The organism is Agrococcus pavilionensis RW1, assembly GCF_000400485.1.
Lineage (GTDB): Bacteria > Actinomycetota > Actinomycetes > Actinomycetales > Microbacteriaceae > Agrococcus > Agrococcus pavilionensis.
In genome coordinates this window covers 63,578-82,674 of the sequence record NZ_ASHR01000001.1, presented here as the reverse complement: position 1 = coordinate 82,674, position 19,097 = coordinate 63,578, and the positions used below count along the sequence as shown (strand labels likewise).

The window sequence follows — 19,097 nt, the reverse complement described above, 5'->3', positions numbered from 1 at the left end:
CCGTGGCGAAGGCTCGATCGAAGGGGGCGCGCGCCCTCATCTGGCTCGTGGTGCTCATCGCGGGCCTCATCGGCGTCAACTTCGGCGCCGTGCAGTGGGGCGGCGGCTCGTGGGCGCCGCAGCTCGCGCTCGACCTCGAGGGCGGCACGCAGATCGTGCTCGAGCCCGTCGTGGCCGAGGGCGCCTCCGTCTCGCAGGAGCAGCTCGACCAGGCGGTGGCGATCATCCGCCAGCGCGTCGACGCCTCCGGCGTCTCCGAGGCCGAGATCACGACCCAGGGCGGCCGCAACATCGTCGTCGCCCTCCCGGGCGAGCCCGACGCGGCCACGATGCAGCGCATCCAGGCGAGCGCCAAGATGGAGTTCCGCCCGGTGCTCGCCTCTGCGCCCGCGAACGCGCCCGGCGCGACGCCCGCACCCGCCGAGACCCCCGCGCCGAGCGAGCCTGCCGCGACGCCCGAGACCGCGTGGGACCAGGCGTGGATCACGCCGGAGCTCTTCTCCGAGTTCGAGGCGTTCCAGTGCGCCGACGTCGACACGACGACGATCGCGCCCGCCGACCAGCCGTTCATCACGTGCTCGACGGACGGCACCGCGCGCTTCATCCTGGGACCGGTGACGGTCGAGGGCGCCGACATCGCCGACGCGCAGGTCTCGGCCGCCACGAACTCGCAGGGCCAGGCGACCGGCGGCTGGGCCGTCAACCTCGAGCTCGACGGCGACGGGCCGGCCGGCTTCGAGGCCACGACGCGCGGCATCACGAACCTGCCCGAGCCGCAGAACCAGTTCGCGGTCGTGCTCGACCAGACCGTGCTCATGCCGATCACGTCGAACGTCATCATCACCGACGGCAACGCGCAGATCACCGGCGGCTTCACGCAGGAGGCGGCGCAGAGCCTCGCCGACCAGCTGCGCTTCGGCGCGCTGCCGATCGGCTTCCAGGTGCAGTCGAACGAGACGATCTCGGCGACGCTCGGCGCCGACCAGCTGCGCGCCGGCCTGCTCGCGGGCCTCATCGGCCTCGTGCTCGTCGTCGTCTACTCGGTCTTCCAGTACCGCGCGCTCGGCCTCGTGGTCGTGCTCTCGCTCGCGATCGCGGCGGTGCTGACCTACCTCGTCGTGACGTTCCTCTCGAGCACCGAGGGCTACCGGCTCTCGCTCGCGGGCATCGCGGGACTCGTGATCTCGATCGGCATCACCGCCGACTCGTTCATCGTGTACTTCGAGCGCATCCGCGACGAGCTGCGCGAGGGCAAGCACCTCTCGAGTGCGCTCGAGACCGGCTGGAAGCGCGCCTTCCGGACGATCCTCGTCTCGGATGCCGTGAGCTTCCTCGCCGCCGTCATCCTCTTCCTGCTCTCGGTCGGCAACGTGCGCGGCTTCGCCTACACGCTCGGCATCACGACGTTCATCGACATCGTCGTCGTCGCGCTCTTCACGCATCCGCTGCTCCGGCTCCTCTCGCGCACGCGCTTCTTCTCGCAGGGGCACCGGCTCTCGGGGCTCGACCCGCAAGCGCTCGGCGCCGTCTACCGCGGCCGCGCCCAGTGGCGCACGCCCGTGGCGGAGGGCAAGGCCGCCCGCTCCGCCGGTGAGGCGCAGCGCCGCCAGACGATCGCCGAGCGGAAGGCCGCCATGGCCGACGCGACGGCCAAGGAGGACTGATGGCTTCGCTCACCACGATCGGCAACGAGCTCTACACCGGCGAGCGATCGCTCCCGGTCGTCGGCAAGCGCAAGCTCTGGATGGCCGTCGCCATCGGCGTGCTCATCCTGCTCGCGGTCGGCACCGTGATCCGCGGCGGCTTCGTCTTCGGCATCGAGTTCACCGGCGGCAGCGAGTTCCGCGTCACGGGGCTCTCGTCGGCATCCGCCGAGGGCGCCGCCGAGGCGGTCGAGTCGGTCGCACCCGAGGTCGAGGCGCGCGCCGTCACGCTCGGCGCCGACACCGTGCGCGTGCAGACCGACGCCGTCACGGAGGAGCAGGCCGCCGAGATGCGCACCGCGCTCGCCGACCTCTACGGGGTCGAGAGCGGCGAGGTCGCGTTCTCGTTCATCGGCCCGTCGTGGGGCGCCGACGTCTCGCAGCAGGCGCTGCGCGCGCTCGTCGTCTTCCTCGTGCTCGTGTCGATCGTGCTCGCCGTCTACTTCCGCACGTGGAAGATGGCCGTCGCGGCGCTCGCCTCGCTCGCGTTCGACCTGCTCGTGACCGCCGGGGTCTACGGCATCGTCGGCTTCGAGGTGACGCCGGCCGCCGTGATCGGCTTCCTCACGATCCTCGGCTACTCGCTCTACGACACCGTCGTCGTCTTCGACAAGGTGCGCGAGAACACCGCGCCCGGCACGAGCGGGGCGCTGCTCGACAACATCAACCTCGCGGTCAACCAGACGATCGTCCGATCGATCAACACGTCGATCGTCGCCACGCTCCCGATCGCGTCGGTGCTCTTCATCGGCGCCCTGCTGCTCGGCGCCGGCACGCTGCGCGACATCTCGCTCGCGCTCTTCATCGGCACGATCGTCGGCACCTGGTCGTCGATCTTCGTCGCCGCTCCCGTCTACGCGCAGCTGCGGCAGGGCGACACGATCGCCGAGGCGAAGGCCAAGCCCGCGGCGAGCGAGCGCGGGGCGGTCGTCTAGCAGGGAGGAGGAAGGGCGATGAGCGACACCCAGCAGTCCTCGGGCGGCTTCCGCACGCTCCTGCCCTTCCTCTTCTCGCGCTCGCACCGCGCGGGTGCCGTCGACGAGCTCATCCGCACCGTCAAGGCGCAGCACCCCAAGGCCGACACGAGCCTCATCCAGCGCGCGTACATCGTCGCGGAGGAGGCGCACCGCAGCCAGTACCGCAAGTCGGGCGAGCCCTACATCACCCACCCCGTCGCGGTCGCGCAGATCCTCGCCGACCTCGGCATCGGCGCGATCACGGTCGCGGCGGCGCTCCTGCACGACACGGTCGAGGACACGAGCTACACCCTCGAGCAGTGCCGCGCCGACTTCGGCGACGAGATCGCGATGCTCGTCGACGGCGTCACGAAGCTCGACAAGCTGAAGTACGGCGAGTCGGCGCAGGCCGAGACCGTGCGCAAGATGGTCGTCGCGATGTCGAAGGACATCCGCGTGCTCGTCATCAAGCTCGCCGACCGCCTCCACAACGCGCGCACGTGGGGCTTCGTCTCGGGCGAGTCGGCGCAGCGCAAGGCGCGCGAGACGATCGAGATCTACGCGCCGCTCGCGCACCGGCTCGGCATCCAGACGATCAAGGTCGAGCTCGAGGACCTCTCGTTCGCGGTGCTGCAGCCGAAGGTCTACCTCGAGATCAAGAACCTCGTCGAGGCGCGCGCCCCCGAGCGCGAGCGCTACCTCGACGAGGTCGTCGCGGGCCTCACGGAGGACATGCGGGCGCAGCGGATCCGCGGCCGCATCGCGGGCCGGCCGAAGCAGTACTACTCGATCTACAACAAGATGCGGCTGCGCGGCCACGACTTCGCCGACATCTACGACCTCGTGGGCGTGCGCGTCATCGTGCCGACGGTGCGCGACTGCTACGCCGTGCTCGGCGCGATCCACGCGCGCTGGCAGCCCATGCCGGGGCGCCTCAAGGACTACATCGCCACCCCGAAGTTCAACCTCTACCAATCGCTCCACACGACCGTCATCGGTCCGCGCGGCCACCACGTCGAGATCCAGATCCGCACGGAGGAGATGCACCGCCGCGCCGAGTACGGCGTCGCGGCGCACTGGAAGTACAAGCAGGGCGGCGGCGCGATGTCGCCGACCGACATGGCGTGGCTGCAGCACATCAACGACTGGCAGGAGGAGACGACCGACCCCGGCGAGTTCCTCGAGTCGCTGCGCTTCGAGATCGGCGCGAAGGAGCTCTACGTCTTCACGCCGAAGGGGAAGGTCATCGGCCTGCCCGCGGGCGCGACGCCCGTCGACTTCGCCTACGCCGTCCACACCGAGGTCGGCCACCGCACGATGGGCGCGAAGGTCAACGGCCGGCTCGTGCCGCTCGACACGAAGCTCGCGACCGGCGACGTCGTCGAGGTGCTCACGTCGAAGAGCCCCGACGCGGGCCCGAGCCAGGACTGGCAGGGCTTCGTCACCTCGCAGCGCGCGCGCAGCAAGATCCGCCAGTGGTTCCAGCGCGAGCGGCGCGACGAGGCGGTCGAGGTCGGCAAGGAGGCGATCGCGAAGGCGATGCGCCGCCACGACCTGCCGCTGCAGAAGCTCATGGGGCGGGATGCGTTCGCGCAAGTGGCCGCGCAGCTCAAGTACGACGACGTCACGGGGCTCTACGCGGCCGTCGGCGAGGGCCAGGTCTCGACCCAGTCGGTGCTCGAGAAGGTCGTCGCGGCGGTGCGGGCGGAGGAGTCGGCCGACGAGGACGACCAGCCCGTCCCGATGCTCCCCACGCGCGCGCCGCGACCCCCGTCGAGCGCCTCCGGCGTGCTCGTGCGCGGCGCCGACGACATCCTCGTGAAGCTCTCGAAGTGCTGCGCGCCCGTGCCGGGCGACGACATCGTCGGCTTCGTCACGCGCGGTCAGGGCGTGAGCGTGCACCAGCGCTCGTGCCCGAACGTGCAGGGGCTGCTGCAGGAGCCGGAGCGCATGATCGAGGTCGAGTGGGCTCCCACGTCGAAGGGCCTCTTCCTCGTCAACATCCAGGTGGAGGCGCTCGACCGCTCCGGGCTGCTGAGCGACATCACGCGCGTGCTGAGCGAGCACCACGTCAACATCCTCTCGGCGAGCGTGCACACCGGCAGCGACGCCCTCGCGATCAGCCGCTTCGCGTTCGAGATGGGCGACGTGACGCACCTCGACAGCGTGCTGAACGCCGTGCGCCGCATCGACGGCGTCTACGACGTCTACCGCATCACGACCGGCTGAGCGCTCACGCCATCGCGCGGGTCTCGGCGTCGAGCACCTCGGGGGAGAGGGCGTGCTCGATCGCGAGCGCGACCGCGCCCCGCACCGCCGCATCCGCCTGGGTCGTGCTCGCGGCGATCCGCAGGTGCTCGGTCGCGAGGGGCAGCGATCGCCGGTAGACGACCTCGCTGATGCCCGCGAGCAGGTCCTCGCCCGCGCCCGCGAGCCGCCCGCCGATGACGATGACGGATGGGTTGACGAGGTTCACGAGCATCGCGAGCACCTCGCCGAGGTCGCGCCCCGCCTGCCGCAGCGCTCGCGCCGCCTCGACGGAGCCGAGCCGCGCGAGCGCGACGACGTCGCCGGTGCCCTCGACCTCGAGCCCCTGCTCGCGGAGCGCCGCGGCGATCGCGGGCCCGGCGGCGACCGCCTCGAGGCAGCCCTCGTTGCCGCATCGGCACGGCGCGCTCGAGCCGGGCACGCGCACGTGCCCGAGGTCGCCCGCGGTGCCCTGCGCGCCGCGCTGCAGCCGGCCGCCCGAGATGATGCCCGCGCCGATGCCCGTCGCGACCTTGACGAGCACGAAGTCGTCGGTCTCGGGCCACGCGGTGCGCTGCTCGCCGAGCGCCATGATGTTCACGTCGTTGTCGACGAGCACGGGGCAGCCGAGCCGCTCGCGCAAGTGGCCCGCGACGTCGAAGCGGTGCCAGCCCGGCATGATGGGCGGGCTGATCGGCATGCCCGTCGCGTGCTCGACGGGGCCGGGCAGGCCGATGCCGAGCGCGACGACCTCGCGCGGCTCCCGGCCGTGCTCGGCGACGAGCCGCTGCACGGCGTCGACGATCCACCCGAGCACCGCCTCGGGGCCCTCGGCGACGTCGAGGTCGGCGCGCGCGTCGCCGAGCGGCGCGCCCGCGAGGTCGGCGAGCTCGACGAGCACGTGCGTCGCGCCGACGTCGACGCCGACGACGAGGCGGGCCGCGGGGTTGAGCGCGAAGAGCGACGCGGGCCGGCCGCCCGTCGAGGCCGCGTCGCCGACCGGCGCGACGTAGCCGAGGCGCGTGAGCGCGTCGATGTGCGCGGCGACCGAGGAGCGCGCGACCCCGGCGGTGCGCGCGAGCTCCGCTCGCGTGCGGGGCCGGCCGTCGCGCAGCAGGTCGAACAGCTCGCTCGTGCGCATGAGTGCAGTGAAGCACATCCGCGGGCTTCCGACACGATCGGAACAACTTTCGTCGGTTGCTCGACAAAAGTGCGGGTGCGTGCCACAGTGTCGGCGTGGACGAAGACGTCATGGCCGCTCCGGCGACGACCGGCGAGCCGGTGCTGCGCGCGAGCGGCATCGTGCAGTCGTTCCTCGGCACGACCGTGCTGCACGGCGTGGGCATCGAGCTGCGGGCCGGCGAGGTGCACGGGCTCGTGGGGGAGAACGGCGCGGGCAAGTCGACGCTCATGAAAATCATCGCGGGCGCCCACCACCCCGACGAGGGCACGCTCGAGCTGCACGGCGAGCGCGTCTCCTTCTCGTCTCCGCTGTAGGCGCAGCGAGCGGGCATCGCGACGGTCTACCAGGAGTTCAACCTGCTCGTCGACCGCTCGATCGCCGAGAACGTCTGGCTCGGTCGCGAGCCGCGCCGGGGACCGCTCGTCGACCGCGCGCGCATGCTGCGCGAGACGCGCGAACTGCTCTCGAGCATCGGCGTGCCCGACCTCGACCCCGCGCTGCCCGTGCGGCAGCTCTCGGTCGCCGAGCAGCAGATCGTCGAGATCGCGAAGGCCGTGAGCCTCGACGCGAAGGTCATCTCGATGGACGAGCCGACGGCCGCGCTCGCCGACCACGAGGTCTCGCTGCTGTACCGCATCGTCGAGGCGCTCACCGCGCGCGGCATCGCGATCCTCTACGTCTCGCACCGCCTCCGCGAGGTCTTCGACCTGTGCTCGACCATCACCGTGCTCAAGGACGGCCGGCAGGTCGGCACGTACCCCGCGGCCGAGCTCGACGAGCGCGGCCTCGTGCGGCTCATGGTGGGCCGCGAGCTCTCGGCCTTCTTCCCCGACCGCGCTGCGGACGCTGCCCCGGGCGAGGTCGCGCTCGCGCTCGAGGGGGCCGGCAACGGCTTCGTCGACGACATCTCGCTCGAGGTGCGCGCCGGCGAGATCGTCGGGCTCGCCGGTCTCCAGGGAGCCGGGCGCACCGAGCTGCTGTCCGCGATCTTCGGCGCCGACCCGTTCACGCGCGGCTCGATGCGCGTCGGCGGCGAGGCGCTGCGGCCGCGGTCGCCTCGGCACGGCGTGCGCGCGGGCCTCGCCCTCATCACCGAGGACCGCAAGGGCCAGGGCCTCTCGCTCAGCCTCACCGTCGCGCAGAACGCCCTCGGCGTCGTGCGGGCGGTCTTCCCCGGCCGCACCGCCGCGGCGCGCACCGAGCTCCCCTCGACGCTCGAGGAGCTCGCGCTCGTCGCGCGCGGCCTCGACCAGGAGGTGCAGTTCCTCTCGGGCGGCAACCAGCAGAAGGTCGTGCTCGCGCGCTGGCTCGCGGTCGCCCCGCGCGTCGTGCTCATGGACGAGCCGACGCGCGGCATCGACGTCGGCGCGAAGTACGGCGTCTACGAGGTGATGCGGCGGCTCACGAGCGCGGGCGTCGCGATCCTGATGGCGTCGAGCGAGCTGCCCGAGGTGCTCGGCATGAGCGACCGCGTGCTCGTCATGCGCGACGGGCGGCTCGTCGGAGCGCTGCCGCCCTCGGCGAGCGAGGAGGACGTGCTCGCGCTCGCCGCGGGCGCCGAGGGCGCGGAGGCAGCGGCGTGAGCGCCGTCGTGGGCGCGCGGCCCGTGCGGCGCCGGCGGCTCTCGACGACCGCGATCGTCTTCATCGTGCTCGCCGCGGTGCTCGTGCTGAGCGCCGTGCTCGTCACCGCGGCGGGGAAGCCCTTCTTCACCGCCGGCAACCTCGCGGCCGTGCTGACCCTCATGTCGATCCTCGGCTTCGTCGCGATCGGCCAGACGCTCGTGATCATCGCGGGCAGCCTCGACCTCTCCGTCCCCTACGTCGTGAGCACCGCATCCATCATCGGCGCGGGTGTCATGGCGCAGGGTCCTGCCGGCATCGTGCCGGGCGTGCTCGCCGCGCTCGCCGTCTCCGCCGGCATCGGCGCCGTGAACGGCCTCATCGTCACGGGGCTCCGCGTGCACGGCTTCATCGCGACGCTCGGCGTCGGCCTCATCATCTCGGGCTGGCTCGGCACGAGCTTCCAGGGCTCGTTCGGCTCCGCGCCGCCCGAGTTCCGGGTGATCGGCGCGACGCTCATCGCGGGCGTGCCGCTCTCGACGATCATCATGCTCGCGTGCGCTGCGCTCGCCGCGCTGCTGCTGCACCGCACCCGGCTCGGGCACCACCTCTACGCGGTCGGCGGCAGCGCGAGCGTCGCGCGGCTCTCGGGCGTGCGCACGAAGGTGCCCGTCGTCGTCGCGCACGCGCTGTGCTCGATGCTCGCCGGCCTCGCGGGGCTGCTGCTGCTCGCGCGCACCTCGGTCGGCAGCCCGACGATCGGCTCGCAGGGCGGCTACGACCTCATGTCGATCGCCGCGGTCGTGCTCGGCGGCACGCTGCTCGCGGGCGGCGTCGGGAGCGTGCTCGGCACGATCGGCGGCGTCGCGATCTTCGCGGTGCTCGACAACGTCATGAGCGTGCTCGAGGTCAACCCGTTCCTCAAGGACTTCATCCGCGGCTCGGTCATCGTGCTCGCCGTCGCCCTCTACGCGTGGCGGAGCGTGCAGCGGAGGCCCCCGAGGTTCCGACCGGGGAAGGAGGCGGCCCCGTGATCGCCACCGCGCAGCGCTCGCTCGGCCAGCGCTTCCTCTCGGGCCTCGCGACCCCGAGCGGCGCCGTCTTCGTGCTGCTCGTCGTGCTGCTCATCGGCGTCATCGCCATGAACCCCAACTTCGCCGAGCCGGGTCAGCTCGTGCGCTTCCTCTCGCGCACGGCGCCCATCGCGATCGCGGCGATCGGGCAGTTCTTCGTCATCGTCTCGGGCGAGTTCGACCTCTCGATGGGCGCGGTGATCGCGACGCAGGTCGTGATCGCCGGCAACGTCATCGGCCAGGACGAGGCGATGATCCTGCGCGGCATCGCGCTCATGCTCGCCGTCGGCGTCGTGGTCGGCGTCGTGAACGGGCTGCTCACGACGGTCGCGAAGGTGCCGAGCTTCATCGCCACCCTCGGCATGATGCTCGCCCTCTACGGCTTCGTGCGCTTCCTCACGGGCGGCGCCGCGACCGGCAACCCCGTCGACAGCTTCCGCGAGATCGGCCGCGGCGCCCTGTTCGGCGTCGTGCCGTACCCCGTGCTCATCCTGCTCGCCGTCGGCCTCCTCGCGTGGCTCGTCATGCGCGCGCCGTTCGGCCAGACGCTGCTCGCGGTCGGCGACAACCCGGTGACGGCGCGCCTCGCGGGCACGCGGCTCGTGCTCGTCAAGACCTCGGCCTTCGTGCTCTCGTCGCTCGCGGCGACCGTCGCAGGCATCCTGCTCGTGGGCTACGCGGGCGTGCACCCGAGCGTCGGCCAGGGCTACGAGTTCCAGGCGATCACCGCGGTCGTGCTCGGTGGCGCCGTGCTCGGCGGCGGCCGGGGCTGGGTGCTCTCGGCCGCGGCCGGCGCCATCTCGCTCGAGCTGCTCTTCACGCTCCTCAACATCGCTGGCATCGACGCGACCTGGCGGCCGACCGTGCAGGGGGCGATCATCATCGCCGCCGTCGCGCTCGGCGCCGTCGCGTGGCGCTCGGCGCGGAAGCCCAAGCCGTCACGACCCGCCGGCGCGACCGGCCCGGCGGGGACCGCCTCCATCCCAACCACCACGACACGATCAGGAGAACGATGATGCGCAAGCGCAGGATGGGCCTCACCGTCGCGGCCCTCGCGGCGGCGACGATGCTCGCCGCATGCAGCACCGACGGCAGCGTCAGCCCCTCGGCGACCGGCGACGCGAGCGCGCCGCCGCCGGCCGAGACGCAGGCGTCGGGCGGCGAGTGGTTCGACCAGGCCGTCTTCGACGAGCAGTTCGAGCAGCGCTCGGCGACCTTCGAGGGCGACCCCGAGACGCCGTGGCTGCAGTACATCGACGGCCCCATGACCGACACGGCCGAGTGGGCCTCCGACGAGCCGATGCGCGTGTGCTTCGCCAACGCATCCATCTCGAACCCGTGGCGCCAGACCGGCTTCATCACGATGCAGCAGCAGCTCGCGGCGCTGCAGGAGTCGGGCGTCATCGAGTCGATGGAGGTGCGCGACGCCGGCGACGACGACAACACGCAGATCGCCGACATCGACTTCTTCATCGCGCAGGGCGACTGCGACGTCTACATCATCTCGCCCAACTCGACCGCGGCGCTCACGCCCGCCGTCGACCGGGCGTGCGAGACGGGCAAGCCCGTCATCGTGTTCGACCGCGGCGTCGACACCGATTGCGCGACGACGTTCATCCACCCCATCGGCGGGTACGCGTGGGGCATCGACACCGCCGAGTTCCTCATCGACAACCTCGAGCCGGGCTCCAACATCGTCGCGCTGCGCATCCTGCCGGGCGTCGACGTGCTCGAGCACCGCTGGGCGGCGGCGGAGCGGCTGCTCACCGAGGCCGGCATGACGGTCGACGACCACTTCACGGGGGCTGACCCGACCGAGATCAAGAGCATCATCACGGATGCGCTGTCGGCGGGCGAGGTGCACGGCGTCTGGATGGACGCGGGCGACGGCGCCGTCGCGGCGATCGAGGCGTTCGAGGACGCGGGGGCCGAGCTGCCCGTCATGACGGGGGAGGACGAGATGAGCTTCCTCCGCGCGTGGGACGAGCGCGGCATGACGGCGCTCGCACCGGTCTACTCCAACTTCCAGTGGCGCACGCCGCTGCTCGCGGTCGAGATGATCGCGAACGGCGAGCCGGTGCCGACGGAGTGGGTGCTGCCGCAGGAGCCGATCGAGGAGGACGAGCGCGCCGACGCGCTCGCCGCCAACGAGGGGATGCCCGACGGGCACTACGCGCGCTTCGGCGGCGAGGACCTCCCCGGGTTCCCCGAGGCCTGGCAGGACCGCTGATCGAGGGCCGGGGCCCGCTCCGCGCGGGCCCCGGCGCCCCGTCCCACCGTCACCGCGAGCCGGAAGGAGGGCGCGCGTGCGCCCGATCGGGATCAACACGTGGGTGTGGACGTCGCCGCTGCGCGACGCCGGCGCACCCGAGGCCATCGCCCACGTCGCCGACCTCGGCTTCGACGTCGTCGAGCTGCCGCTCGAGCGCGAGGGCGACCTGAGCGCCGAGGCGCTCGTGCCGCTGCTCGAGCGGCACGGGCTCGGGGCGAGCGTCGTCGGCGCGATGGGCCCCGGCCGCTCGCTCGTCGACGACGACGAGGACGTCGTCGAGGCGACGCGCGGCTACCTCGCCGCGTGCATCGACCTCGCCGCCGCGATCGGCGCTCCCGCGGTGTGCGGTCCGTTCACCGCCGAGACGGGCCGCACGTGGCGCCAGGGCGCCGACGAGCGCGCCGCGACGATCGCGCGGCTGCGAGCCGGCCTCGCGACCGTCGTCGAGCACGCCGCCGCGCGCGGCGTGCGCATCGGCATCGAGCCGCTCAACCGCTACGAGACGAGCCTGCTCAACACCGTCGAGCAGTCGCTCGACGCGCTCGAGCCGCTGCTCGGCGAGCACCTCGGGCTCGCGCTCGACACGTACCACCTCGGCATCGAGGAGCGCTCGACGCCCGCGGCGATCCGCGCCGCGGGGGAGCACCTCGTGCACGTGCAGGTCTGCGGGAGCGACCGCGGCGCGCCCGGCGGCGATCAGACCGACTGGCCCGGCGTGCGCGCGGCGCTCGACGCCGTGGGCTACGCCGGCCCGCTCGTCATCGAGAGCTTCACGGCCGACAACGCGGCGATCGCCGTCGCGGCCTCGATCTGGCGGCCGCTCGCGCCCACGCAGGACGCGCTCGCGCGGGACGGCCTCGCCCTCCTCCGCGAGCTGGAGGCGGCATGAGCGCGCGGCAGGGGAAGCGACCGCTCGGGGTCGCGGTGCTCGGCACCGCCTTCATGGGCCGCGCCCACTCGAGCGCGTGGCGCAACGTCGGCGCGGTCTTCCGCGACGTGCCGGAACTCCGGATGCGCGTGCTGTGCGGGTCGGACGCCGAGCGCACCCGTGCCGCCGCCGACGCCCTCGGCTGGCACGAGGCATCCACCGACTGGCGCAGCGTCGTCGAGCGCGACGACATCGACGTCGTCGACGTCTGCACGCCGGGCCACCTGCACTCCGAGATGGCGATCGCGGCGCTCGAGGCGGGCAAGCACGTGCTCGTCGAGAAGCCGCTCGCGCTCGACGCCGCCGAGGCCGAGCGCATGGTCGCAGCCGCCGAGCGCGCGCCCGGCGTCGCGATGCTCGGCTTCAACTACCGGCGCGTGCCCGCGCTCGCGCTCGCCCGGCGGCTCATCGCCGACGGCCGCATCGGCGAGGTGCGCTCGATCCGCGCGGCCTACCTGCAGGACTGGCTCGTCGACCCCGAGGCGCCCATGACGTGGCGGCTGCGGGCCGAGACCGCCGGCTCCGGCGCGCTCGGCGACCTCGGCTCGCACGTCATCGACCAGGTGCGGTCGCTCACGGGCGACGAGGTCGTCGGCGTGCGGGGCGCGCTGCGCACGTTCCAGCCCGAGCGGCCGGGCCCGGCGGGGCCGGAGCGCGTGAGCGTCGACGACGCCGCGTGGGCGCTGCTCGACCTCGCTCGCGGCGCGACCGCCTCGATCGAGGTCTCGCGCGTCGCCGCGGGCAGGAAGAACGCGCTCGAGCTCGAGGTGCACGGCACCGACGGCGCGATCGCGTTCGACCTCGAGCGGCTCAACGAGCTCACGGTCACCTCGGGCCGCGACGGCTGGCCCGCGCGCGTGCTCGTGACCGAGGCGCACCACCCGCTGCTCGAGGGGTGGTGGCCGCCCGGGCACGTGCTCGGCTGGGACAGCACCTTCACCGCGCAAGCGGCCGACCTGCTGCGGGCGATCGCCGCGGGCGCTCCTCCCGAGCCGTCGTTCGCCGACGGCCTCGCGGTGCAGCGCGTGCTCGACGCCGTCGGGCGCAGCGACGCGGCGGGCGGTGCGAGGATCGACCTGAGCGAGACCGACCAGGGCCACGACGACCGAGCGGAGACGACGCGATGACGCGACCCTTCACCCTGTTCACCGGCCAGTGGGCCGACCTGCCGTTCGAGGAGCTGGCGCGGCTCGCGGGCTCGTGGGGCTTCGACGGCCTCGAGATCGCGTGCTGGGGCGACCACCTCGACGCCTCGCGCTGGGACGACGCCGACTACGTCGCCGGCCGGCGCGAGATCCTCGAGCGCAACGGCCTCGGCGTGTGGGCGATCTCGAACCACCTGCACGGCCAGGCGGTGTGCGACGACCCGATCGACTTCCGGCACGAGGCGATCGTGCGGCCGCGCGTGTGGGGCGACGGCGACCCGGAGGGCGTGCGGCAGCGCGCCGCCGCCGAGCTCATGGACACCGCGCGGATGGCGCGCGCGCTCGGCGTGACCACGGTCGTCGGCTTCACCGGCTCGTCGATCTGGCAGTACGTCGCGCAGTTCCCGCCCGTGCCCGACGCGGTGATCCAGCGCGGCTACGAGGACTTCGCCGAGCGCTGGCACTCCATCCTCGACGTCTTCGAGGAGTGCGGCGTGCGCTTCGCGCACGAGGTGCACCCGAGCGAGATCGCCTACGACCACTGGTCGACCGTGCGCGCGCTCGAGGCGATCGGGCACCGCGCATCCTTCGGCCTCAACTGGGACCCGAGTCACATGCTGTGGCAGGGGATCGACCCCGTCTCGTTCCTCTCCGACTTCGCCGACCGCATCTTCCACGTCGACTGCAAGGACACGAGGATGCGGATGGGCGACGGGCGCAACGGCATCCTGTCGTCGCACCTGCCGTGGGGGCACCCGCGCCGCGGCTGGGACTTCGTCTCGGCGGGGCGCGGCGACGTGCCGTGGGGCGACGCGTTCCGCACGCTCTCCGCGATCGGCTACGACGGCCCGATCTCGATCGAGTGGGAGGACGCGGGCATGGATCGGCTGCAGGGCGCGCCCGAGGCCCTCGGGGCGCTGCGGCGCTTCGACCTCGACCCCTCCACGACGCGCTTCGACGCGGCGTTCGAGCAGGCCTGACCCGGCCGTCGGCCGCGGGGACGACGGAGGGCCGGGATCTCGCGATCCCGGCCCTCTCGAGTCATCCGCTCAGCCTGCGGCGGCGACGACCTCGAGCCACGAGCGCTTCGTCTGCAGCTCGGCCTCGAGCTCGGCCTTCTTCTTCGCATCGCTCGTCTCGGCGATCTCGGCCTCGAGCTTCTCGATCGCCTCCTCCAGCTGGCCGGCGAGGCCCTCGGAGCGCGCCTTCCGCTCGGGGTTGGAGGCGTTCCAGTGCCGCTCGTCGAGCTCGCGCACGTGCGTCTCGATCTTCCGCATGCGGTCCTCGACCTCGCGCAGCGCCTCGCGGGGCACGCGGCCGATCTCGTCCCAGCGGCGCTGGATGCCGAGCAGCGCCTCGCGGGCCTTCGCGCGGTCCTGCATCTCGAGGATCGGGGCCGCCTCGTCGAGCAGGGCGCGCTTGGCGGTGAGGTTGCCGGCGTACTGCTCGTCGTCGATCGCCGCCTGCTCGGCCTTGGCCGAGAAGAGCACGTCGCCGGCCTCCTTGAACTGCGCCCACAGCGCGTCGTCGACCTTGCGGCCGGCGCGACCGGCGGCCTTCCACTGGTCGAGGAGCGCGCGGTAGGCGGGGATGCCGTCCGAGCCCTTCGACGCGAGCGCCTGGGCCTGCTCGACGAGCGCCTGCTTGCGCGCGCGCACGTCCTTGTGGGAGGCGTCGAGCTCGGCGAAGAACTTGCGGCGCGCCGATTCGAGCGTCGCACGAGCGTCGCGGAAGCGCTTCCAGAGGGCGTCCGCCTGGCTCTTCGACAGCCGCGGGCCGTCCTTCTGCAGCCGCTGCCAGTCGGCGAAGAGCGCGTCGACCTTCTGCATCGTCTGCTTCCACTGCACGTTCGCGAGGTCGCCGCTCGCGAGCTGCTCGATCGACTCGACGACCTTCGTGCGCTCGGCGAGCGCGGCCTCGACCTCGGCGCGGCTCGCGGCCTGCTGCTGGGCCTCGAGCTCGCCGAGCTCGCCGCGCAGCGCGTCGAGCCGCGTGAGGAGCGAGGGGATGTCGCCGACGGCGCTCGCGTCCTGCACCGTGCTGTAGAGGTGCGAAGCGGCCTTCGCGACGTCGCGCGCGCTCGCCCCGCCGCGGATGCGCTGCTCGAGCAGGCGCACCTGGCCCTCGAGGTCGGCGAACTTGCGCTCGAAGTAGGCGAGCGCCTCGGTGGCCTCGACGTCGGGGAACTGGCCGACGATGCGCCACCGCTCGCCCTCCTGCACCGCGACGGTGCCGGTGGCGTCGACGCGGCCGAGGCCGCGCTCGATGACGGGCTCGCCCATCCGCGGCTCGTCCTCCGCAGCGGGCTGCTCCGCCTCGGCGGCGGGCGCCGCGTCGGTCGAGGGCTCGTCGGCGGCTGCCGCGGGCGCCTCGTCGGCGGGCGCGGCCTCGACCGGCGCCTCGTCGGCCGACAGCTCGGCGACGGCGTGCTCGACCGGGATCCCCGTCGCAGCGTCGGCGGCCGCCGCCATCTCGGCGGCGCCTGCCTCGGCGTCGGGCTGCGCGTCGTCGAGCGGCTCGGGGGCGGGCGTCGGCTGCTCGGCGACGGCGCTGTCGGCGGCGACGGTGGTCTCCTCCGCGGGGGCGGAGTCGGTGGGCTGGGTGGAGTCGGTCATGACGGGATCTCTCAGACGAGGGGAGGGGCGCATCGAGCGTACCGCGATGCGCGGCGGCGGCTACTCGAGCGTGAAGTCGTCGATCGTGACCGGCTCGGCGGGCGGTCCGTCGGGCACGCCGCCCTCGGTGCCCTTCGCGATGACCTCGTCGCGGAGCGCGTCGAGCCCCGAGGTCACGCGGCCGATGACGGAGTAGCCGCCGGCGCTGTCGGAGGGGATCGTCGTGTCGCCGTAGACGATGAAGAACTGGTGGCCGTTCGACTCGGCGTTGTTGCCCTGGCGCGCCATGGCGATCGTGCCCTCGACGTAGAGGTCGTCGGCGGGCGCGTTCTCGATCGGCCCGTACATGAACGACGGGTCGCCGCCGCCCTGCCCGTCGATCGAGCCGCACTGCAGCACCGAGAAGCCCTCGCTCGTCGTGAGGCGGTGGCACGTCGAGCCGTCGTAGTAGTCGCGCTGCGTGTCGAAGAGCACTGCCGAGACGGCCTGCGGCGCGGCCGCGCCGTCGAGCTCGACGCCGAGCTCGACGCCGTTCAGCGTCATCGACCCCGTCCAGGTGCGCTCCTCGGCGAGCGAGGGGTCGGGCACGAGCGACTCGCCGGCGCTCTCGCTCGCTGCGGGCGCGGCGGTGTCGGCGGGGTCTGCCGGGTCGCCCGGCTGCTGGAGCGCGATGAGCGCGGTGCCGCCGAGCAGCACGAGGAGCGCGAGACCGCCGCCGATGAGCGAGTCGCGGCGCTGCCGGCGCTTGCGGCGCTCGTGCACCGTCTGCCGCGCGCGGTAGTCGCGCACCCGGCGCTCCTGCTCCTGCTTCGTGACCACTCGGCTCTCCTCTCGCTCCGCGCGCCCGCGCGATGCGGCGTTCAGGCTACCGCTTGCGCGGGGCGGCGCCTGCGCGGGCAGGCCGACGGGACGGGCCGGCGTGGGCGGCCCCGCCTAGGCTGGAGGCATGGCCATGGGGACGACGGCGCCGCTCGCGGTGCGCATGCGCCCGACGAGCCTCGACGAGGTCGTCGGCCAACGGCACCTGCTCGGCCCCGGCTCGCCGCTGCGTCGACTCGCCGCCTCGAGCCAGACCGCCGGCGGCGGCGCCGCGAGCGGGCAGAGCGTCATCCTGTGGGGGCCTCCCGGCACCGGCAAGACGACGCTCGCGCAGTCGATCGCGCACTCCTCCGACCGGCGCTTCGTCGAGCTGAGCGCCGTGACCGCCGGGGTGAAGGACGTGCGGCAGGTGATGGAGGCGGCCCTGACCGACCGCGACCTCTACCAGCGGTCGACCGTGCTCTTCCTCGACGAGATCCACCGCTTCACGAAGGCGCAGCAGGATGCGCTGCTGCCGGGCGTCGAGCAGGGCTGGGTCACGCTCATCGCCGCGACGACCGAGAACCCGTCGTTCAGCGTCATCAGCCCGCTGCTCTCGCGCTCGCTGCTGCTCACGCTCGAGCCGCTCGACGACGATGACATCGTCATGCTCGTCGAGCGCGCGATCGCCGACCCGCGCGGCTTCGGCGGTCGCATCGCGCTCGACGACGATGCCCGCGCGCAGCTCGTGCGGCTCTCGTCGGGCGACGCTCGTCGCGCGCTCACGGCCCTCGAGGCCGCCGGCGCGCACGCGCTCGAGGCGGCCCGCGGCGACGCGGACGACGACGACGAGGACGACGACGGCGATGGCGATGGTGCAGCGGATGCGCCGGTCACCGTGACGGCCGAGGCGCTCGCGAGCGCGGTCGACCGGGCGCTGCTGCGCTACGACCGGCAGGGCGACGAGCACTACGACGTCATCTCGGCGTTCATCAAGTCGGTGCGCGGCTCCGACCCCGACGCGGCGCTCCACTACCTCGCGCGCATGATCGAGGCGGGGGAGGACCCGCGCTTCATCGCCCGTCGCGTCATCGTGCTCGCGAGCGAGGACATCGGGATGGCCGACCCGCAGGGCCTCGTCATCGCGACCGCCGCGGCGCAGGCCGTGCAGCTCATCGGCATGCCCGAGGGCCGCATCCCGCTCGCGGAGGCGGTCGTCTACCTCGCGACCGCGCCGAAGTCGAACCGCTCCTACCTCGGCATCGACCGCGCGATCGCCGACGTGCGCGCCGGCGACTTCGGCCGCGTGCCGACGCACCTCCGCGATGCCCACTACCCGGGCGCGAAGCGGCTCGGCCACGGGAAGGGCTATCGCTACGCGCACGACGCGCCGCACGGGGTCGCGACGCAGCAGCACCTGCCCGACCCGCTCGTGGGGCGCCGCTACTACGAGCCCGGCGCGCACGGCTTCGAGCGCGACGTCGCGGCGCGGCTCGAGCGCATCCGGCGGATCCTCGCCGGCGAGCGCTGATCTGGTAGCCTGGTCGACGGTCCAACGGCAGCCATGCCGACGCATCCGGACCCGCAACCCTCCTTAGGTCGCGGCACTCGGCCGCGACAGCCGCTCGCGCGGCAGCGAATCAGCGAAGGAAGTCATGTCCACGAAGTCCCGTACCCGTTCGAAGGTGCGCCTCTCGCGCGCCCTCGGCGTCGCCCTCACCCCGAAGGCCGCGCGCTACCTCGAGAAGCGCCCCTACGGCCCCGGCCAGCACGGCCGCACCAAGCGCAAGGCCGACAGCGACTACGCCGTCCGCCTCCGCGAGAAGCAGCGCCTGCGCGCCCAGTACGGCATCCGCGAGGCGCAGCTGCGCACGACGTTCAACGAGGCGCGCCGCCAGGCCGGCCTGACGGGTGAGAACCTCGTCGAGCTGCTCGAGATGCGCCTCGACGCGCTCGTGCTGCGCGCCGGCTTCGCCCGCACCATCTCGCAGGCCCGCCAGCTCGTCGTGCACCGCCACATCATGGTCGACGGCCAGCGCGTCGACCGCCCGTCGTTCCGCGTGAAGCCGGGCCAGCTCATCCACGTGCACGAGCGCAGCGAGGGCATGGAGCCCTTCCAGGTCGCCGCGGCCGGCGGTCACGCCGGCGTGCTGCCCCCGGTGCCGCCGTACCTCGACGTGCAGCTCGACCGCCTGCAGGCGCGCCTCGTGCGCCGCCCGGCGCGCGCCGAGGTCCCCGTCGTGGCCGAGGTCCAGCTCGTCGTCGAGTACTACGCCGCTCGCTGATCGGAGCGGTGCATCGAGAGGGGTCGCCGGAAGGCGGCCCCTCTCGTCGTTAGACTGACTGCGCCCCGGCCGCGATCGGCGTCGGGCGCACCCAGACACCCGAGGGGGACCCGCTGTGAAGAAGCTCCTGTTCCTGGCCATCGGCGTCGTCATCGGCGTCTTCGCCGCGCGCCGCATCGAGGAGACCGAGAAGGGCAAGGCGTTCCTCGACAACGTCGACGCCCGTAGCCGCGAGTTCACGGACGCCGTCAAGGACGGCTACCAGGCTCGCGACCGCGAGCTGCGAGGCGAGTGACGACACCCGATCCGAGCCCGGGCGCCCCGCGCCCG

Annotated in this window: 16 protein-coding genes and 1 pseudogene; 14 read left to right on the top strand and 3 right to left on the bottom strand. The window is 73.1% G+C overall.

Annotation, left to right across the window (positions count from 1 at the left end; all coding sequences use genetic code 11):
• The first annotated feature begins 2 nt into the window (after positions 1–2).
• From secD to L332_RS16265, 3 genes are read left to right on the top strand one after another with little or no spacing between them, the layout of a single operon-like run.
• Positions 3–1,664, top strand: a complete 1,662-nt coding sequence (secD, locus tag L332_RS16275) for a protein translocase subunit SecD (protein WP_021009282.1) — start codon at positions 3–5, stop codon at positions 1,662–1,664.
• Complete coding sequence (secF, locus tag L332_RS16270; RefSeq protein WP_021009281.1) at positions 1,664–2,638, top strand: protein translocase subunit SecF; 975 nt, start codon at positions 1,664–1,666, stop codon at positions 2,636–2,638. Before secD ends, secF begins: the two co-directional genes overlap by 1 nt.
• A gap of 18 nt (positions 2,639–2,656) precedes the next feature.
• On the top strand, positions 2,657–4,888 hold the full coding sequence (locus L332_RS16265) for a RelA/SpoT family protein (protein ID WP_021009280.1): 2,232 nt from the start codon (positions 2,657–2,659) through the stop codon (positions 4,886–4,888).
• A 4-nt stretch (positions 4,889–4,892) separates the two neighbouring features.
• On the opposite strand, the gene L332_RS16260 is transcribed toward L332_RS16265, so the two are convergent.
• A complete protein-coding gene (locus tag L332_RS16260; RefSeq protein ID WP_021064820.1) occupies positions 4,893–6,047 on the bottom strand; it encodes an ROK family transcriptional regulator in 1,155 nt (384 codons plus the stop codon).
• Between the two features lie 110 nt (positions 6,048–6,157).
• On the opposite strand from L332_RS16260, the pseudogene L332_RS30920 reads away from it, so the two are divergent.
• From L332_RS30920 to L332_RS16225, 8 genes and pseudogenes are all read left to right on the top strand, one after another.
• Positions 6,158–6,676, top strand: a pseudogene (locus L332_RS30920) (ATP-binding cassette domain-containing protein); the annotation flags it as partial.
• Complete coding sequence (locus L332_RS16255; RefSeq protein WP_321163263.1) at positions 6,671–7,672, top strand: sugar ABC transporter ATP-binding protein; 1,002 nt, start codon at positions 6,671–6,673, stop codon at positions 7,670–7,672. The pseudogene L332_RS30920 and the gene L332_RS16255, both read left to right, overlap by 6 nt.
• On the top strand, positions 7,669–8,685 hold the full coding sequence (locus L332_RS16250; protein WP_021009278.1) for an ABC transporter permease: 1,017 nt from the start codon (positions 7,669–7,671) through the stop codon (positions 8,683–8,685). Before L332_RS16255 ends, L332_RS16250 begins: the two co-directional genes overlap by 4 nt.
• Positions 8,682–9,740: an ABC transporter permease gene (locus tag L332_RS16245; protein WP_021009277.1), complete on the top strand. Its 1,059-nt coding sequence runs from the start codon at positions 8,682–8,684 to the stop codon at positions 9,738–9,740. Before L332_RS16250 ends, L332_RS16245 begins: the two co-directional genes overlap by 4 nt.
• Positions 9,737–10,954, top strand: a complete 1,218-nt coding sequence (locus L332_RS16240; RefSeq protein WP_407637600.1) for a substrate-binding domain-containing protein — start codon at positions 9,737–9,739, stop codon at positions 10,952–10,954. Before L332_RS16245 ends, L332_RS16240 begins: the two co-directional genes overlap by 4 nt.
• A 76-nt stretch (positions 10,955–11,030) precedes the next feature.
• Positions 11,031–11,885 (top strand): sugar phosphate isomerase/epimerase family protein, encoded by an 855-nt coding sequence (locus L332_RS16235; RefSeq protein ID WP_021009275.1) that lies wholly within the window; start codon positions 11,031–11,033, stop codon positions 11,883–11,885.
• Positions 11,882–13,051, top strand: a complete 1,170-nt coding sequence (locus L332_RS16230) for a Gfo/Idh/MocA family protein (protein ID WP_021009274.1) — start codon at positions 11,882–11,884, stop codon at positions 13,049–13,051. The genes L332_RS16235 and L332_RS16230 overlap by 4 nt, the downstream gene beginning before the upstream one ends.
• On the top strand, positions 13,048–14,049 hold the full coding sequence (locus tag L332_RS16225; protein WP_021009273.1) for a sugar phosphate isomerase/epimerase family protein: 1,002 nt from the start codon (positions 13,048–13,050) through the stop codon (positions 14,047–14,049). The genes L332_RS16230 and L332_RS16225 overlap by 4 nt, the downstream gene beginning before the upstream one ends.
• A gap of 69 nt (positions 14,050–14,118) precedes the next feature.
• Here L332_RS16225 and L332_RS0114480 read toward each other — a convergent pair whose 3' ends face one another.
• Entirely contained in the window at positions 14,119–15,684 is a 1,566-nt protein-coding gene (locus tag L332_RS0114480; RefSeq protein ID WP_021009272.1) for a DUF349 domain-containing protein, read from the bottom strand.
• Positions 15,685–15,744: 60 nt separating this feature from the next.
• On the bottom strand, positions 15,745–16,503 hold the full coding sequence (locus L332_RS16220; protein ID WP_021009271.1) for a peptidylprolyl isomerase: 759 nt from the start codon (positions 16,501–16,503) through the stop codon (positions 15,745–15,747).
• Between the two features lie 127 nt (positions 16,504–16,630).
• Here L332_RS16220 and L332_RS16215 point away from each other — a divergent pair, with 127 nt between their 5' ends.
• The 3 genes from L332_RS16215 (at position 16,631) to L332_RS16205 (ending at position 19,062) form a co-directional block, all read left to right on the top strand.
• Entirely contained in the window at positions 16,631–18,013 is a 1,383-nt protein-coding gene (locus tag L332_RS16215; RefSeq protein ID WP_021009270.1) for a replication-associated recombination protein A, read from the top strand.
• Positions 18,014–18,137: 124 nt separating this feature from the next.
• Positions 18,138–18,767 (top strand): 30S ribosomal protein S4, encoded by a 630-nt coding sequence (rpsD, locus tag L332_RS16210; protein ID WP_031223133.1) that lies wholly within the window; start codon positions 18,138–18,140, stop codon positions 18,765–18,767.
• Positions 18,768–18,882: 115 nt separating this feature from the next.
• A complete protein-coding gene (locus tag L332_RS16205; RefSeq protein ID WP_021009268.1) occupies positions 18,883–19,062 on the top strand; it encodes a hypothetical protein in 180 nt (59 codons plus the stop codon).
• Positions 19,063–19,097 lie beyond the last annotated feature (35 nt).

Excerpts from the sequence above, each read along its gene's own strand:
- secF (WP_021009281.1), top strand. The coding sequence starts at position 1,664 with ATGGCTTCGCTCACCACGATCGGCAACGAGCTCTACACCGGCGAGCGA.
- L332_RS16265 (WP_021009280.1), top strand. The coding sequence starts at position 2,657 with ATGAGCGACACCCAGCAGTCCTCGGGCGGCTTCCGCACGCTCCTGCCC.
- L332_RS16260 (WP_021064820.1), bottom strand. The coding sequence starts at position 6,047 with ATGCGCACGAGCGAGCTGTTCGACCTGCTGCGCGACGGCCGGCCCCGC.
- L332_RS16255 (WP_321163263.1), top strand. The coding sequence starts at position 6,671 with ATGGACGAGCCGACGGCCGCGCTCGCCGACCACGAGGTCTCGCTGCTG.
- L332_RS16240 (WP_407637600.1), top strand. The coding sequence starts at position 9,737 with ATGATGCGCAAGCGCAGGATGGGCCTCACCGTCGCGGCCCTCGCGGCG.
- L332_RS16230 (WP_021009274.1), top strand. The coding sequence starts at position 11,882 with ATGAGCGCGCGGCAGGGGAAGCGACCGCTCGGGGTCGCGGTGCTCGGC.
- L332_RS16225 (WP_021009273.1), top strand. The coding sequence starts at position 13,048 with ATGACGCGACCCTTCACCCTGTTCACCGGCCAGTGGGCCGACCTGCCG.
- L332_RS0114480 (WP_021009272.1), bottom strand. The coding sequence starts at position 15,684 with ATGACCGACTCCACCCAGCCCACCGACTCCGCCCCCGCGGAGGAGACC.
- L332_RS16215 (WP_021009270.1), top strand. The coding sequence starts at position 16,631 with ATGGCCATGGGGACGACGGCGCCGCTCGCGGTGCGCATGCGCCCGACG.
- rpsD (WP_031223133.1), top strand. The coding sequence starts at position 18,138 with ATGTCCACGAAGTCCCGTACCCGTTCGAAGGTGCGCCTCTCGCGCGCC.